Raw genomic sequence first — 15,891 nt, forward strand, 5'->3', positions numbered from 1 at the left:
TTCACACTCTGGTCAAAAAAGCAGGTTTGGCAGAAACGTCGCGAATTTCGGGAAAAACCAAAGGACAAGAACACAAAGAATCTGCAGAGCGATAAACGGCAAGACCCCTTTGTATATCTGCCCGGTCGAAATTTCAGGAGGAGCGGCCCCCCTTAGATAAAACAGGGAAAAGCCAAAAGGTGGTGTCAAAAAGGAGCTCATCAGGCCGAAGGCAATGACCACTGACAGCCAGATAGGGTCATGTCCCATCATGATCAGGGGCGGGCAGATAAGCGGGAGCAAAATGACACTGATTTCCACAAAGTCGAGAAAAAACCCTAACACAAAGATAAGGGCCATGCAGAACAGTAATGCACCGGTGGCACCTCCCGGCATGGCTGTTAAGATCTGGACAATTCTCTCTTTACCGCCAAGACCGATGAAGACTAGTGAGAACATGGATGCAGTCAGTATGGTTGCAAAGATCATCGAGGTCACAACCATTGTTGAGGTCAAAACCGGGGTCATTACTTTTTGCTTTATGATGACCATCAGTGACCTGAAGACAGTATAAGCCCCGATCAGTGCGAGAAAGATACAGACGACACCCATCGCAATATCCAACGGTGCGAGGTTAGACCTTTGCAAACGTACCGGATAGAGTCCCGCCAGGATACTCAGAAGAAACAAAGCGCCTATTCCAATAAGTATTACTCTGCCGTTGCCTTTTTGACGTGAACCGGCAATCAGAAGAGCTCCGATCGCCCCTACCGCAGCGGCTTCAGCCGGCGTGGCGATGCCACCTAAGATGGAGCCGAGAACAGCCACAATCAGCATGATCGGCGGTAAAATGGTTTTAAAGATTATCCTTACACTTGGCCGCTCGTCGCCGATTTCAGTCAAGGAAGGTGATTGGTTTGGGAAAAACCAGGCTACAAAAAGTAGATATACGATGTAGATAAACACCAGAACAAAACCAGGAACCATCGCCGCTGCAAACATTTGACCAACAGAGAGGGTTTCAATATTGAACTTTCCCTGGGCATACTGCGCCTGTTGATAAGAGCTTGACATGACATCCGTCAGGATAATCAGCAACGTGGAAGGAGGGATAATCTGACCGAGCGTTCCGGCGGAGCAGACAATGCCACTTGCAAGACAGGGGTTGTATTTATTTCTGAGCATTGTCGGCAGCGCGATCATTCCCATTGCCACAACTGTTGCCCCCACAATGCCTGTAGATGCAGCGAGAAGTGCTCCCACAAAAACAACAGATATACCTAAGCCACCGGGCAACCTGCCAAAAAGTTTGCCCATGGTTTCGAGCAGTTCCTCTGCAATTTGGGTTTTTTCCAGAATGATCCCCATGAGGACAAACAGCGGTATGGCAATCAAAACATCATTGGTCAAAATACCGAAAAACCGCTGTCCGAGTGCCCCTAAAAGCGACATGTCAAAATTACCCGTGAAATAACCGATAACAGCAAAAACGCCTGCAACACCGGTAAGGGTAAAAGACACGGGATATCCCATCAGGATCCCTGTAATGAGAGCTATTACAAGTAATATATCCAAAGGTAATATCATTGACTCACCTTATTTCTATCGAACAAAACAATACAATCTTTGAGAAGATTGGCCACACCCTGAATAATAATAAGTACGCAAAATATTGAAATCAGAGATTTAAGAAGAAATGAAGCGGGAATTCCACCAACTGAAACAGGGCCTTCAAAAATTATCCATGATGTTTTAACTGTGGGCCAGGTATAAATAAACAGGATAACCATAGAGGGAAGAAGGAAGATCAGGTGACCAAAAAGATCAACCATGGCACGCTTTCGGACAGAAAGCTTAGAATAGAAAATGTCCACTCTTACATGTTTGTCAACCATGAGGGTATAGCCGGACCCTAGCATGAAAAGTGTTGCATGGAGATACAAAACCCCCTCATTCAAAAAGATGTAATTCATACCAAACACGTAACGAAGAACAACATTAAAAAACTGGAGCAGTAGCATCATCAGACCAAACCAGCACACTATCCGGCCGATACCGTTGTTGATTGATTCTAGAAAATTAATTATCTTAGTCATTTTCTACCCTTATGATTCTGCTCCAGTTTTATGGTCGTGGTGGTTAGTTTGCTCCACCACGAAGCATTCTCCCAGCTTCTGGTGATTAACGGCAGGGAGTCAAGTGATGCGTAGCCGGCCATATATAGCCGTGTCGCTATTGACTACAACAGCGACACGGCTTGACAGTTCTGTTAATACTTATACTTCAATGCTCGGCCATTCAATTGACCATTTTCAGCATAAACATTGTACTCGGAAACAAGGTTTCTATAGTTTAAATAACTGTCAGTAATTCTACGGACAAGTTCATCTGAATGATTACGAAGGTCTTCAATAACCTGGCCAGCCGCATTACCCATTGCGACAATCACATCATCAGGCAGTTTTTTTACCTGGACACCATGTTCACTAACCATCTGTTTTAGGGCCATGGCGTGTTTGGTCGTGTACTCTGTCCAGACGATGTTGTAAAGACTGTCGCATGCATACCTTACCAGATCTTGGAGGTCTTTCGGGAGCTCGTTATATGCCTTCATATTGACCCCGCATTCTTCCGCAGAAGAAGGTTCACCTATCCCAGGCCAGTAGTAATACTTGGCAATTTGATGAAAGCCAAGAGCCGAATCGGACCAGGGCCCAATGAATTCACCGGCATCAATCGCACCCGACTGTAAAGCTTGAAACATTGCTCCACCTCCCATTGCCTGTACCGCCATACCCATTTTGGAGAGCATCTCAGAAGCAAGCCCTGTCGTACGGAAACGTAAACCTTTAAAATCCTCAGCTGATTTAATTTCTTTGTTGAACCAACCAGCCCACTGAGGGCCTGAGTTGCCGCAGAGAAAAGGCTTGATGCCGAATCTACCGTACATTTCATCATACAACTCCTGGCCGCCACCATACTTCATCCAGCCAACCTGCTCATCTGCACGAAGGCCGAAAGGCTGTGAACCGAAAAGCAGTATCCCTTTGGATTTTGACCCCCAATAGGACGGAACTGCGTGGTACATTTCCGCTGTCCCCTGGGAGACCGCGTCAAAAACACCAGGTCCCGGAACAATTTCTCCAGCTGCATACAATTTAACCTCCAGCCTCCCTCCGGAAAGGTTGGTAATCATATCCGCCAGCATTTGCGCTGCCACGCCAGGGCCGGGTAGATTCTTTGGCCAGGCTGTTACCATTTTCCACTGGTACTTCTTTTCAGCTGCAAGGGCTCGCCCAGGAAATGTGCCAAGACCTGCCGTCGCCGCTGCCGCCAAAGTTACAGTACCTGCTGCCTTCAGAACATCTCTTCTTTTCATAACGCCTCCTTTGAGGTTTTGCTCCATGTTGTAGTTCAACTTAAGAGCGGTTAGCGAGATTTTCACGGAAAGTGTGATTGTCTGCGGTGCTGTTTTTATAATTTGGCATAACCAGCAGTTTATAATGTCGTCAGGTTGCCCTAGAAAGGTCAGGTCTGATTCTCATTACTGACATTTGCCACGATCTAAAACTTTTTTCAGCTTGGCAATAAAAAACTGATTTTCTTGTTGTGTGCCGATAGAGACACGAACCCAATCAGGCATGCTTTTTCCTAAAAACCTGACAATAACTCCCTCTCTGAGTAAATTATCAAATATGTCTTGGCCATTTTTGACATTAATAAGAATAAAGTTGGCCTGTGTTGGAACATAGCGGATTCCCATGCCATCAAGCTGCCGATAGAGGTACTCTTTCCCTTGGCTGTTCCCCCGTATCACCCGTTGCAGATGAGGTATATCCTTCAGGGCCGCCTCGGCAGCAGCTTGAGCAACCATATTGACATTAAACGTCATTCTCACCTTATTCATCATGTCCACAGCCTCTTTGTCTGCTATGAGGTAGCCTACCCTTAAAGCAGCTAGTCCAAAGGCTTTGGAAAATGTTCTCATCACGAATATATTTGGATACGTATCAAGCATTGAGAGTGTATTTGGAAAATCCGGCGCGTCCACATACTCCACATAGGCCTCATCCATAACGATGATGACATCACTCGGGATTTTCTCGATGAAATTATCGAGTGTAACCCGATCAATATATTCTCCAGTGGGGTTATTGGGATTAGCAAGGAAGATAACCCTGGTGTTGTGATCCACTGAAGCTGACAGGGCGTCAAAATCAACCTTGAAGCTTTTCTCCTTTACCGGGACCCATCTAAACTCCACTCCCATCCCTTTAGTAACCAGTTCATAAATCGGAAATGAGGGGAATGGAGATATGACATTTTTACCTTCTGAAACAAAAGTCCTCAATATCAATACGATAAGTTCACTTGAGCCGGCACCGAACAGGAATTTTTCCACTGGCACGTCAAGATAATCAGCCATGACCCGGCGAAGGTAATAGACATCATCCAAGGGATACCTTGAGACCTCGCTCAAGGCGTCGCTAGCGGCCTGAAGTGCTGCTGAAGAGCATCCAAGGGGGTTCTCGTTAGAGGCCAGTTTTATACAGTTTTTAATGCCGAGTTCACGTTCAAGCTCTTTGACCGGCTTGCCCGGCTTGTAGGGCACGATTTCAGCGATATTGGAACCAGCAAGCTTTTCGTAATTTATCATACAGACCCTCTAAGCTTTTTATTCCGGGGTACTGTCCCGGGTCGATGGCGGATCAATGCTGCGAATTAAAACCTATAACTTATAAGCACTAGATCTGTTTTTTAACCAGCGCTGCAACCATCTCATCATCAGCAATATAAGGAAGTGTCACGTGCGAGTTCATCCGCTGGTCAGAGTTATATTCAGCGCAGGCTTCAAGAGCATGATCGTTTCTAGCCCAGGCCCGTCTTGCAACTCCACCCATAACATCCCAGGGAATCGCCATCGAAAGAATGGTGTCGACACGCTCTGAACCATCCAATACCATGCCAAACCCGCCGTTGATGGATTTTCCGATGCCAACCCCGCCACCGTTATGGAGTGCGACAAGACTCATTCCTCTCGCGGCATTGCCGGCATAGATCTGTGTTGCCATATCCGCCATGACGTTGGAGCCGTCTTTGATATTAGCTGTTTCTCTAAAGGGGGAATCCGTTCCACCCGTATCATGATGGTCGCGACCGAGCATAATCGGCCCCACTTCACCATTTCTGACCATTTCATTGAACTTCAATGCGATCGTCATTCTGCCCATGGCATCTTGATACAGTATTCGAGCCTTGGTCCCTACAACGAGTTTGTTTTTCTGGGCATCCCTTATCCAGATGTAGTTGTCTCTATCCTGGAATCTACGATCAGGATCAATACAGGACATGGCCGCTTTGTCAGTCTTCTCCAGGTCGCTGTCTTCTCCGGAAAGGCAAACCCACCGGAAAGGACCGTATCCGTAATCAAACAGCACCGGCCCCATGATGTCTTCCACATATGACGGCCAGACAAAGCCATCCAGATCGTTATTGCCGTTTCGGCAGATTTCTTTTATGCCTGTGTCATAAATAGCCTTCATAAAGCTATTGCCGTAGTCGAAGAAATAAGTGCCGTTTTCAACAAGCGTTTTGATGGCATGATAATGACGCTTGAGGGTCTTATCTATTTCCGCCCTGAACTTTTTTTTATCGTCGCCGAGAATCCGGGTGCGCTCCTCAAATGTCATGCCTGCCGGGCAATACCCACCATCATATACATTGTGACAACTTGTCTGATCTGACAGCATTGGAATATTGATTTTGTTTGCAGCAGCATATTCGAGCAGGTCGACGATATTGCCATGGTAAGCAATTGATAGTGCTTTCTTATGCTTTACGGCATCTGCTGCAATATCGAATGCTTCCTGAATATCGGAAGTAATTTTTGACACCCATCCCTGTGAATGGCGAGTCAGAATCCTGGAGTGATCGACCTCAGCAATAATGCCAACACCCCCGGCAATTTCGATGGCTTTCGGTTGAGCTCCGCTCATTCCACCAAGACCGGAAGTAACAAACAATATCCCTGAAAGGTCACCGTCACTGGCCACTCCAAGCTCTTTTCTGGCAGCATTGAGCAGAGTTGAATATGTTCCGTGAACGATTCCCTGAGGGCCGATATACATCCACCCCCCTGCGGTCATTTGCCCATAGTTTGCAACACCAAGGGCCTCAGCTCTATTCCAGTTTTCAAGATCATCGTACATACCGATCATCAGGCCGTTTGATACCGTAACTCTTGGTGCAAGCTTATGAGATTTGAACAGCCCCAATGGATGCCCTGAAAAAACTGTAAGGGTCTGTTCATCATTCATTTCCTGGAGATACTTTTTGATCAGGTGATATTGCATCCAGTTCTGCATCACCTTCCCTGTTTCTCCATAGGTCACAAGCTCATATGGATAAAGGGCAATGGCGAAACAAAGATTGTTATCGATCATGACCTGCAGGGCCCGACCCTCAATTGTTTTGCCTTCATAATGATCGATACCACCCGGTTTTATATCTCCAGCGGGTCGAAACCGGTATCCGACAATACGTCCAGTTTTCAGTAATTCATCCAGAAACTCAGGGGCCAATTGCTTATGCCACTTTTCCGGAACGTATCTGAGGGCATTTTTTACTGACAGTTCAATTTCGTTCCTGTTCAGAGTCAGCTCTCTTTTGGGAGCTCGCCTTATGCCGTCAACAAACTCCGGATACTCCGGAAGATCTTTGAAAATTTCATCAAGATTAAACCGGCAGGCCTGAGTGATCGTTTCATTCGTAAGCATTTTTATCTCCTAATAAATTCCGTAATCCCTGCTCTGATCATCCGCAAAATCTATGTCATTACTCTGGGCAGTACGAACTGCCATCTCAGCAAGCTGTTTACTTTCAATCAGCTTTCTGGCAACTACCAGATCTTCACCGAAAAGCCTGTCTTCATCAGCATGATCAATGTGCTCCCTGATTAGATCATGGCATGCTTCAAGAACGGGACCCGATTTCAACGGAGCCCTGAAGTCAAATGCCTGAGCAGCACACAACAGCTCGACGGCTAGGATGTTCTCAACATTTCCGATGACACTATTCAGCTTTCTGCCACTGATTGAGCCCATACTGACATGATCTTCCTGCCCAAGAGATGTGGGAATGCTGTCTGCGCTGGCGGGAAAGCACAGGGATTTATTTTCTGACGCCAGTGCGGCAGAAGTATACTGCGGTATCATAAAACCTGAGTTGATTCCGGTGTTTTTCATCAACAGTATGGGAAGGTCATCCCTACCCTCAAGAAGCAGGTAGCTGCGCCTGTCGGAAATATTACCCAATTCGCTCACTGCGACAGTGGCATAGTCCAATGGAATTGCCATCGGCTGACCATGGAAGTTGCCGCCGCTGATGGTGTTATCCGCGCTGAAAATAATGGGATTATCCGTCACGGAATTCAGCTCTATGTCGAGCATTTCTTTTAAATGCAGAAAGGCATTCCGGGAGGCGCCGTGAACTTGAGGTATACATCTGAGGGAGTAGGGATCTTGAACTTTCCCACAAGTTGTATGGGATTTTAGAATCTCGGACCCGCTCAGCAGCGTGCGCAACCTGCTTGCAACATAAACTGTTCCCTTGTAGGGACGGAGCTGGTGAAGTAAAGCGTCAAAGGGCATAACAGAGCCAAGAAGAGCTTCAATGGTCATGGCACCAATGATATCGGCCGTATCAAGACAATTGGCGAAACGTTCTAATCCTACAACAGCATAAGCCGCTATAAACTGCGTTCCATTGATCAGGGCAAGCCCCTCTTTCGATCCAAGCACCAAAGGTGAGAGACCATAAGGACGGAGCGCTTCAGCCGCATCCACCTCTTTTCCATCACAAAAAACTTTACCCAGCCCGATTAAAGGCAGAAAAAGGTGAGCAAGGGGAGCAAGGTCCCCCGATGCCCCAACTGATCCCTGACTGGGAACCACCGGTATAATGTCATGGTCAATATGCCATATGATTCTGTCCAGCGTTTCCTTAGATATCCCAGAGTACCCTTGGGCAAGAGCCTGAACCTTCAGGATCATCATCAGTTTTGCCACTTCTGTTGGTACAGCTGGCCCAACACCTACACTATGGCTTCGCAGAATATTGTATTGCAGTTTTTCGGTAGCGTGTGGAGGAATGATCGTGTTGCACAAACGCCCAAAGCCCGTATTGATTCCATAAACGGTCGTGCCGCTTTCAACGATATCCTGCACCGCTGCGTATGCAGCTGCCACTTTTTCGACGGCTTTTTTACCCAGAACAGCCCGACGCTTTCCCCTTGATATTTCCAGAGCAATGCCGGCGGTTAAATAATCATCCCCAAAACTGAAGGTCTCTGTTTTCATAGGTATCTCCTTTTATTGTTAGCTGTATATACTGATTTTTTTAACATGTCTAGTGTTTTTTCTTAAAACAGTCAAGATAAATCCATGTCTGCTGCGATAAAACCGGCCAGGGAAATCCTACAATCCTGTCGCTTGACAGCGTTTACACCCCAGCGCCATGAGTCACATACGGCCTCCGATCATGCTCAAGCCCCCCTGCACAGTCAACTTTAATATCTTTTATTTCAGATATATAGCGACTACCATAGCACCTCTGGCAGAGCTGTTAAAGGCGTATCTAGGGACTTGATACCTCGTGAATGGGCAAGAATAATCAAGGATGGCTTGCCTACCCAGAGCTACGCAAAACCATCAGCGCTTGCTGTCTTAGTTCGACGGATGACCGCCAGGAGAATTATTTTCAGAAATTTTAGTATATACAGGATTAAGCATTTTCTTGATTTTTAATTTTATATGTATATACTGAAGCAAACCATCAAAATATGAGATCAAACGGACTATCTATGAAAAAAAACGACATTCCATTGTATCAGCAGATCAAAACGCTATTTATCGAAAAGATAACCAGGGGAGAACTGACAAGTGGCATGAAGATTGAGTCAGAAGCTGAACTGGTAGATTTATTGGGGGTCTCGCGCATGACCGTCAACAAAGCCATACGATCACTTACAGATGAAGGCTATCTATTGCGCATACCAGGAAGTGGTACTTTCGTCGCAACAAAAAAACCACAGACTGCACTGCTTGAAATCAAATCAATTGCAGATGAGATCAAAAACAGAGGGGGTATCTATTCGAGCATGATTCACCGGGTCCATGAGGAGAGGGCAAATCCTGCAGTAGCTGCCGAAATGGAATTGCAGCCATATGCCCCTGTTTTTCATACGATTGTAATACACAAAGAAAATAATATTCCCATACAGTTGAGTTACAGGTTTATAAATCCCACAGTCTTTCCTCATTTTTTAGAACAAGACTTCAAACACAAGACAATCAGTGACTACTTATTACAATCAGCCGCGGTTACGGAGATGGAACACACGGTTGAAGCACTGATTCCGGATGCCTGGATTCGTGATCTTTTGGAAATAAATTCTTCTGAGCCATGTCTGGCGCTACAGCGCAAAACGTGGTCGGGAAAGGTGGTCGCGACGTTCAGTACTTTTTATTATCCAGGATCTCGTTACTCGCTTTTTGGAAAATTTTCTGTATCCCCCTCTAAAGTCATGAACATAACCTAGAAACAGGCTGTCGATACCATTTAAGCAATATCAGTTCGGCACATAATTCTGTAAGGGGAAACAGATCCATCGCTTTTTCGGAAGGTCTCATCCCCTTAGCCACCCCTCTATGGTGCCAGTGAAATTGCTCAGCTAACGGCGCTATCGGATAATCCATCTAATTTTTTCAGGAGTATAAAGATGCAGCTCACCCAAGAGCAAAAAGATATGGTTAGTGGAAAACATGGAGCTGGGGTTGCCTTGGCAATGAAAATCCAAGTGGCTATCGGCGAGTCGTTCAATGCTGAAAAAATGGTACCAATTACGCGGGCACATGTAGCTCTGAGTAATCAGGAAGCTGATCTTTGGTTTGCAGAAAAAATGCTGCATGCGGGTGCCAAATGTAGGATAGCACCGACGGTTAATCCCGGATTCTGCCTTTCATTTTTCAAAGGTGCCAACATGGTTTCCTCTGCGGACGCAGACTTAATGCAGCGTACCCATGACGCGTACAAAGGGTTGGGAGCTGTCCTGTCATACAATTGTACTCCCTACCTTGATACAAACGTACCTCAGTACGGTGAAATTACAGCTTTTTCCGAATCAAGTGCCACACCCTACATAAACTCTGTCTGGGGTGCCCGCAGTAACCGGGAAGGTGCCAATAGTGCTCTATGTGCTGCAATTACGGGACTGGTCCCAGAATATGGACTTCTGTTCGATGAAAATAGAAAAGGAAACATCCTTGTCGATGTCCAAGCTGAGATGACGTCTGATTTCGAGTACCAACTCCTTGGATATATGGGGAAAAAAATTGGCAATGGAATTCCGGTTTTTACTGGATTGCCGAAATGCATTACTCCGGAAGCATTGATGAATCTTGGGGCACAGCTTAATACATCTGGCGCCTACGGTATATATCACATTGTTGGTGTGACACCTGAAGCCCCTGATCAGAAAACTGCTTTGGGCGGACGGGAGCCGGAAAGAAAAGTGACCATAACCGATGAAGATCTGGCCCAAATTCTTGAAACCATATCAGAAAAAGGGAATCGCAAAATAGATTTCGCAATGTTTGGTTGCCCCCACTTTACCCTCCGGCAGGTCCAAGAAATTGCCGCCAAGGTTGAAGGAAAGAAACTGAGAGCCGAGATGTGGATTTTGACTTCAAGTCACACTAAGGAAATGTCCAAGCGCATGGGGCTGCTGAAAATTATTGAAAATGCCGGAGGCAACATCGTCGAGGATTCATGCCCGGATCAACCCTGTTGGGGGCATTTGAACGGAAAAGTCGGGGTTACGGAGTCACCAAAATGTGCCTACTACCCTAAGCGTCGGGGTATGAACTTTGTTATTAGAAATTTGAACCAATGTATCGAAGCAGCAATTATTGGAGAGGTATGAGATGAGCGAAAAATCGTTTCCATGCCACAAGATTTCAGAGGGTTACGCTGAAGGCGAGGTTATCGTATCAAGCGATGACATTATGTTCTATCTCATAGAGCCCCAAACCGGGATCGTTATTGAAAAGGGCCATTCTCTTGAAGGCAAGAGTATTGCGGGAAAAATTCTCGTTTTCCCCGGAGGAAAAGGTAGTTCCGTTGTCCAGGCGGATGGCTTGTACCAATTGATAAAACACAACAATGCTCCGAAAGCGATGATTATTCAGAATCCGGAAACAGTCCTTGTAGCGAGTGCGATTATCATGGAAATGCCCATGGTGGATCGACTGCCTTCAGAATTTTATACAGTTCTGAAGGATGGAGATTTCATTTGTGTTAATGCTGACAAAGAAATTGTACATAAATCTTAAACTTCAGGGTTAGGGACGACGGGAAATGAAGCCATTAATATGGATAATTGACGAAGAATGGTTGGAGTATCGGATTGAGGAAAAAATATTCAGGGGAAAATACCCACAAAGTATGATTAGGTATTCTTCCTATGATTATGCCGAAGATCTTGAAGCTTTTGGTCACCATGCAGATGTTATCATTGCACAGGTCTATGCGGATATTCCCGGTGAGGTTCTACGGAAATTAAAAAAATGCAAAGGGATTGCTGTATATGGCGGTGGTTTTGACCGAGTCGACGTTAGAACTGCCCGGGAACTAGGTATCGGTGTCACTAACGTTTCCGACTACTGTAAAGAGGATTTGGCAGAGTATGTAATGGCTTGTATTTTCCACTTCAGGAAAAATATCCTCGGTTACGCAGACGCTTTGGACAAAGGCACTTGGGGTGCTCAGGCTGTGAACAAGATTACACGAAGGATTGCGGGCAGCAAGTTGTTGATTGTCGGGCTGGGAAGAATTGGTAAATGCGTTGCACAAAAAGGTAGAGGGCTCGGCATGCAAATTCTTGCATTTGATCCCTACGTTGATGCCGAACAGATGAATATGTTGGGGGCTGAAAAGGTTTCTTGGACAGAAGGTCTTAAACAGGCTGATTTTATCAGCATTAACGCCATTCTCAATCAGGAAACGGAGCGGCTAATAGGCTATGAAGATTTCAAGCAAATGAAAAAGACTGCCTATTTAATTAATACCGCCCGAGGAAGGATTGTCGTAGAAGCCGATCTGATTAAAGCTGTCGACGAAGGTCTTATCGCCGGGGCAGCTCTGGATGTGATTGAGGTTGAGCCAGCTACGTTCAAAGAGGATATTTTTTCAGCTCAGGGAATTATTGTAACTCCTCATATCTCTTATATTTCTGAAGAATCCTATGCAGAACTGAAAGCAAGAAGCGTGAACAATGCCATAGATCTTTTAGAGGGTAGAGTGCCGGAAGACCTTGTAAATTAATGATACATAATTTGTTTGACAACATAGATAATGACAAGTGGTATCTGACGTTGCCGAAGGTCCCCAGTTAAAGAACGAGGGCAAAAAGGAATACTTTCGTCCCCCCTGGGTCAGCATAGTTGTCGCCTCAAATAAAAACTGAGAGGAGACAATCCATTATGCCAATGAGATATTTCCCAGCCTTCAGGGTCCTGATGATTCAGAAGATGACTGATCCGGATGGGCCGAGTCCAATTTCTTTGGCCGACGAAATAGGCGTTTCACGCAGCTCACGGCAAATCAGCCGCGCTGAAAACGGAATTGAGCGATCTAATCCTGCCGTTCTTGAACAGCGGTAGTACCAGCAGGCTGCTGAGCATCTTGATGATCGTCTGCCCAATCATTGCCGGCCAGATCGGACCGAAAGCGAGCAAAACGAACACCATCGAATCGAGCGGAATAGAAACCAGGTTACTGTACAGAAGCCGTTTCTGGAAACCGCCACTGGTCCTGGTGTAGATAATCCAGTCGCTGAACTCGGCGATGAAGAAGGCACTGACCGAGGCCAGTGCCAGTTGCTGATTAAATGCAAAGGTGATCACCGATGCGACCAACATCCATCCCCAGCAGCCGACCTTGCCATAACGTTCCTGCACAAAGTCACGGGCGGAAAAGGTCAGGCCGATGGCGATCGCTCCAGCCGGAAAGGTCAGGCCGAGGATTGTAAGCAGACCGAAGGAGTGCACTAGAATGTTGGCGAGAACAATCGACCCGAGATAAAAAAACACACTCATATATTTTGTTCCTGCTTTCTGAAAAAAATTACCTCGAGTAGTATTCAACGATCTGTTTTTCATTGGCCGGGCTGTTAATCTCGTCAGCCTGGGGCATGCGGGTCACTTTGACGCTTAACGCTTCGCGGTCAACCGTGAACCACTCCCCACCGGAAAGAGGTGGGTTGTCGGCCAGGTAGCGAGCGGCCAGAGTCCGGCTATTTTCCCGCTCGCGCAAGGAGATAACGTCACTTTCCCTGACCTGGTAGGACGGAATATCCACCCGATGGCCATTGACCTTGAAATGCCCATGGTTGACCATCTGCCGCGCCTGCGAAAGAGAACGGCCGAAGCCGGCACGAAACGCCAGGCTGTCAAGACGAGTCTCTAGCAGCACCAGCATGTTGTCGCCAGCAACCCCCCGCATCCGTTGTGCCTTATGGAACACCTGACGGAACTGTTTTTCCAATAATCCGTAGCTGTGCCGTAGTTTCTGCTTCTCGATCAATTGCAGGGCATAGTCTGAGGATTTTCTAAACCGCTTGGTACCGTGCTGCCCTGGCCCATCCTCACGCCGCTGCAGCAAGCGATCATATTTGTCGTTACCGTAAATATTTACGCCGAAACGGCGTACGATCTTCCCTTTGGGGCCTGTAAATCTGGCCATATCTGCTCGCTCCTTTAGTAATTATTTTGAAAACGGCTTTCATATTTATTATCTCTGACTGAATTTGTCAACTATTTTGCCTGGATTATTTCCGTATGACAGTTTTCTGAAAAATGCTTAAATAATTGACATTTGCCGAACCAGAAAAATCAAAACGGCCCTTGCGCTAAACTGCTAAAATTACAGTAAAGCGAAAAGGCCGCTGGTGGTGCCTCATCATTATGTTTTCTTTTTTCTTCCGTACTAAACGAGATCGAGTCAGCCGCCGCAGGCACAATGGCACTGTGGTTTGTTTCCTTATGGTCTGAGCTGAACGAAGCAGGCGCCATAAGCCCTTGATCGACTATGGGCTGATAAACGCTCAGTTTCATTCAATTGACCAGGTGGCCGGCCCATTCAGGTTGAAGGACAGGCTTCAACCCCCTCCCGTGCGGACATCTTGCCGAAAATATTTTCCCGCAATAAAAACTCCTTATTGGTCTCAGTAAAATGACAATTAAAGCGGATGGTATTGCTGCTGGCCTGGTCAATCTCTTCGGTGAACATACCGATGTGAAAGCCCATTGGCTTCAACCCCTCCAGGAGCCTGTAGACCTGGGCATTGACTTCTTCAGGGGTCAGATGGCGGTTATCGACTGCGGACTTCATATTGCTTGCGTACAATGATGACTCTGAAGGATTAATCGAGAGCAGGGTCAGGTATTTGATGTCCAGATTGTGCAATAGTTCCCGGGTTCCCTCAACGTGCTGTTGTGAAAACTTCAAGCCCCCCACCCCCGGCATCAACATCGCAGACACATCGATGCCCGCTGCGGCCAACTTTTTCGATGCCTTGATCATCTCAGCGCGAGTGCAGTCCTTATGAATATAATTCAGGATCTCATCAGACCCGCTTTCCAGCCCCCAGTAAATCAGGGACAACCCAGCTTGTTTGAGCCGATTAAGTTCGTCAGCACTCTTATCCAGTATCGAAATTGTCCGGCCGTAAAGGGAGATTTTCTCCGGTTTAAAGATCTCCCACGCATAGCCTAGGCATCGCAACAGTAATTCAGTATCCACCCCCAACGAATTGCCGCTGCCGATAAATAATCTCTGGATGCGTAATTTTTCAGATCCGATGGCGCCGCTAACCCGGTCAACATGATCTTTGAATTGGTCAAAGGATTTGGTCACTGCTGCCAGGTCAGAATATTCAGAGCAAAAGGTACAGCGGTTGTAATCACAACCGGTGGTCAACTCCAAACGCAACACGTGGGCTTTGCGCTCGGATGGCGGGCAGGACAAGGTGGGAGAGCTGAACAGGTTCGGATCCTTGTAAGCTCTATCCAGTCCGGGGGCAAGCACAGGGAAAATCCGATCAAGAACGCCAACCAGTTCGTCACCATCAACCTTCAAGAAACCCTTACCAACCAGAAATTGAATCGCCAGGCTTGCGGCAAAAGAATAGATGGAAGGATCAAGACAGGATTTCAGCGACCTTGAAAATGAATCGTTAAAAAAATACTGCGCCACACCATGAAGATCCTGATGTCTGGCAATCAGATCTTCAACGGTCAAGAGTTGAAGCTCCTGATCAGGAATCTCGGTTGAAAAGGTGTCAGTACCATAGGGCCCGGCAGTAAAGTAAAACCGGACCCTGGAGCAACCATCAAGTTTTTCCGTAATAAAACCTTCGCTGCCGGGCCTGATGTAACGACTGTCACTATCCAGTCGCACACTGACCCTCGCCCCTTTTTGTAGAACAGAAGAATCCTCATCCTTGATAGCGTAGACAAGGACCGGCAGCAACTGATGTCGCAAATCAGCAAAGGATATCGTGGTTGCAAAAAGGCCTGAATCAACCGGGAGATTGATTCTGGCCTCTATAGCACGGACCGCATTCTTTACAACTTCTGTTTTATCATCAAGATGGTTGTAGAATGTTTCAATTCCAGCAACATAAGGCAACAAACTGGATATGCTACGATTACTGAATTTACGGATCAGTTCTTCTCGCCTGAATCTCCGGCCGTAAATTTGCCTTAACATCCACAGTAATTCGTCATCACTTACAAACATAGATTCACTGCCTGACAGAATTTCAAGATTTATCCACAGCGATTATTTGATCAT

13 protein-coding genes are annotated in these 15,891 nt (G+C 46.5%); 4 read left to right on the plus strand and 9 right to left on the minus strand.

The annotated features are described in order from the left end of the window. Window positions 1–12: 12 nt before the first annotated feature. From AC1931_RS13380 to hutH, 6 genes are all read right to left on the minus strand, one after another. Entirely contained in the window at window positions 13–1,566 is a 1,554-nt protein-coding gene (locus AC1931_RS13380; protein ID WP_483877783.1) for a TRAP transporter large permease, read from the minus strand. After that, window positions 1,563–2,075: a TRAP transporter small permease subunit gene (locus AC1931_RS13385; protein WP_483877784.1), complete on the minus strand. Its 513-nt coding sequence runs from the start codon at window positions 2,073–2,075 to the stop codon at window positions 1,563–1,565. The genes AC1931_RS13380 and AC1931_RS13385 overlap by 4 nt, the downstream gene beginning before the upstream one ends. A 173-nt stretch (window positions 2,076–2,248) precedes the next feature. Then, window positions 2,249–3,358: a TRAP transporter substrate-binding protein gene (locus AC1931_RS13390; RefSeq protein ID WP_483877785.1), complete on the minus strand. Its 1,110-nt coding sequence runs from the start codon at window positions 3,356–3,358 to the stop codon at window positions 2,249–2,251. A 165-nt stretch (window positions 3,359–3,523) separates the two neighbouring features. Continuing rightward, window positions 3,524–4,636, minus strand: coding sequence for a histidinol-phosphate transaminase (gene hisC, locus AC1931_RS13395; protein WP_483877786.1), 1,113 nt, complete (start codon window positions 4,634–4,636; stop codon window positions 3,524–3,526). Between the two features lie 88 nt (window positions 4,637–4,724). Further along, window positions 4,725–6,755 carry a urocanate hydratase gene (locus AC1931_RS13400; protein ID WP_483877787.1) on the minus strand — a complete coding sequence of 677 codons (2,031 nt, stop codon included), beginning with the start codon at window positions 6,753–6,755 and terminating at the stop codon, window positions 4,725–4,727. Between the two features lie 9 nt (window positions 6,756–6,764). Continuing rightward, the gene (hutH, locus tag AC1931_RS13405; RefSeq protein WP_483877788.1) at window positions 6,765–8,336 is read right to left on the minus strand and encodes a histidine ammonia-lyase; all 1,572 of its coding nucleotides are present in this window, start codon (window positions 8,334–8,336) and stop codon (window positions 6,765–6,767) included. A gap of 503 nt (window positions 8,337–8,839) precedes the next feature. Here hutH and hutC point away from each other — a divergent pair. From hutC to AC1931_RS13425, 4 genes are all read left to right on the plus strand, one after another. Further along, window positions 8,840–9,577, plus strand: coding sequence for a histidine utilization repressor (hutC, locus tag AC1931_RS13410; protein WP_483877789.1), 738 nt, complete (start codon window positions 8,840–8,842; stop codon window positions 9,575–9,577). A 180-nt stretch (window positions 9,578–9,757) separates the two neighbouring features. Next, the gene (locus AC1931_RS13415; RefSeq protein ID WP_483877790.1) at window positions 9,758–10,960 is read left to right on the plus strand and encodes an aconitase X catalytic domain-containing protein; all 1,203 of its coding nucleotides are present in this window, start codon (window positions 9,758–9,760) and stop codon (window positions 10,958–10,960) included. Between the two features lies 1 nt (window position 10,961). Beyond that, window positions 10,962–11,369 (plus strand): aconitase X swivel domain-containing protein, encoded by a 408-nt coding sequence (locus tag AC1931_RS13420; protein ID WP_483877791.1) that lies wholly within the window; start codon window positions 10,962–10,964, stop codon window positions 11,367–11,369. A gap of 25 nt (window positions 11,370–11,394) precedes the next feature. Further along, window positions 11,395–12,360, plus strand: coding sequence for a C-terminal binding protein (locus AC1931_RS13425; RefSeq protein WP_483877792.1), 966 nt, complete (start codon window positions 11,395–11,397; stop codon window positions 12,358–12,360). A gap of 269 nt (window positions 12,361–12,629) precedes the next feature. On the opposite strand, the gene AC1931_RS13430 is transcribed toward AC1931_RS13425, so the two are convergent. The 3 genes from AC1931_RS13430 to AC1931_RS13440 form a co-directional block, all read right to left on the minus strand. Further along, the gene (locus AC1931_RS13430; RefSeq protein ID WP_483877793.1) at window positions 12,630–13,133 is read right to left on the minus strand and encodes a VUT family protein; all 504 of its coding nucleotides are present in this window, start codon (window positions 13,131–13,133) and stop codon (window positions 12,630–12,632) included. A gap of 28 nt (window positions 13,134–13,161) precedes the next feature. After that, window positions 13,162–13,779: a 30S ribosomal protein S4 gene (rpsD, locus tag AC1931_RS13435; RefSeq protein ID WP_483877794.1), complete on the minus strand. Its 618-nt coding sequence runs from the start codon at window positions 13,777–13,779 to the stop codon at window positions 13,162–13,164. Between the two features lie 396 nt (window positions 13,780–14,175). After that, complete coding sequence (locus AC1931_RS13440) at window positions 14,176–15,837, minus strand: radical SAM protein (RefSeq protein ID WP_483877795.1); 1,662 nt, start codon at window positions 15,835–15,837, stop codon at window positions 14,176–14,178. Window positions 15,838–15,891 lie beyond the last annotated feature (54 nt).

It is taken from the genome of Pelovirga sp. C15f, from assembly GCF_057178085.1.

What these genes read in the sequence shown, in the direction of transcription:
- AC1931_RS13430 (WP_483877793.1), bottom strand. Translation starts at nt 13,133, where the DNA reads ATGAGTGTGTTTTTTTATCTCGGGTCGATTGTTCTCGCCAACATTCTA.
- hisC (WP_483877786.1), bottom strand. Translation starts at nt 4,636, where the DNA reads ATGATAAATTACGAAAAGCTTGCTGGTTCCAATATCGCTGAAATCGTG.
- AC1931_RS13415 (WP_483877790.1), top strand. Translation starts at nt 9,758, where the DNA reads ATGCAGCTCACCCAAGAGCAAAAAGATATGGTTAGTGGAAAACATGGA.
- rpsD (WP_483877794.1), bottom strand. Translation starts at nt 13,779, where the DNA reads ATGGCCAGATTTACAGGCCCCAAAGGGAAGATCGTACGCCGTTTCGGC.
- AC1931_RS13380 (WP_483877783.1), bottom strand. Translation starts at nt 1,566, where the DNA reads ATGATATTACCTTTGGATATATTACTTGTAATAGCTCTCATTACAGGG.
- hutC (WP_483877789.1), top strand. Translation starts at nt 8,840, where the DNA reads ATGAAAAAAAACGACATTCCATTGTATCAGCAGATCAAAACGCTATTT.
- AC1931_RS13425 (WP_483877792.1), top strand. Translation starts at nt 11,395, where the DNA reads ATGAAGCCATTAATATGGATAATTGACGAAGAATGGTTGGAGTATCGG.
- AC1931_RS13400 (WP_483877787.1), bottom strand. Translation starts at nt 6,755, where the DNA reads ATGCTTACGAATGAAACGATCACTCAGGCCTGCCGGTTTAATCTTGAT.
- hutH (WP_483877788.1), bottom strand. Translation starts at nt 8,336, where the DNA reads ATGAAAACAGAGACCTTCAGTTTTGGGGATGATTATTTAACCGCCGGC.
- AC1931_RS13385 (WP_483877784.1), bottom strand. Translation starts at nt 2,075, where the DNA reads ATGACTAAGATAATTAATTTTCTAGAATCAATCAACAACGGTATCGGC.
- AC1931_RS13390 (WP_483877785.1), bottom strand. Translation starts at nt 3,358, where the DNA reads ATGAAAAGAAGAGATGTTCTGAAGGCAGCAGGTACTGTAACTTTGGCG.
- AC1931_RS13420 (WP_483877791.1), top strand. Translation starts at nt 10,962, where the DNA reads ATGAGCGAAAAATCGTTTCCATGCCACAAGATTTCAGAGGGTTACGCT.
- AC1931_RS13440 (WP_483877795.1), bottom strand. Translation starts at nt 15,837, where the DNA reads ATGTTTGTAAGTGATGACGAATTACTGTGGATGTTAAGGCAAATTTAC.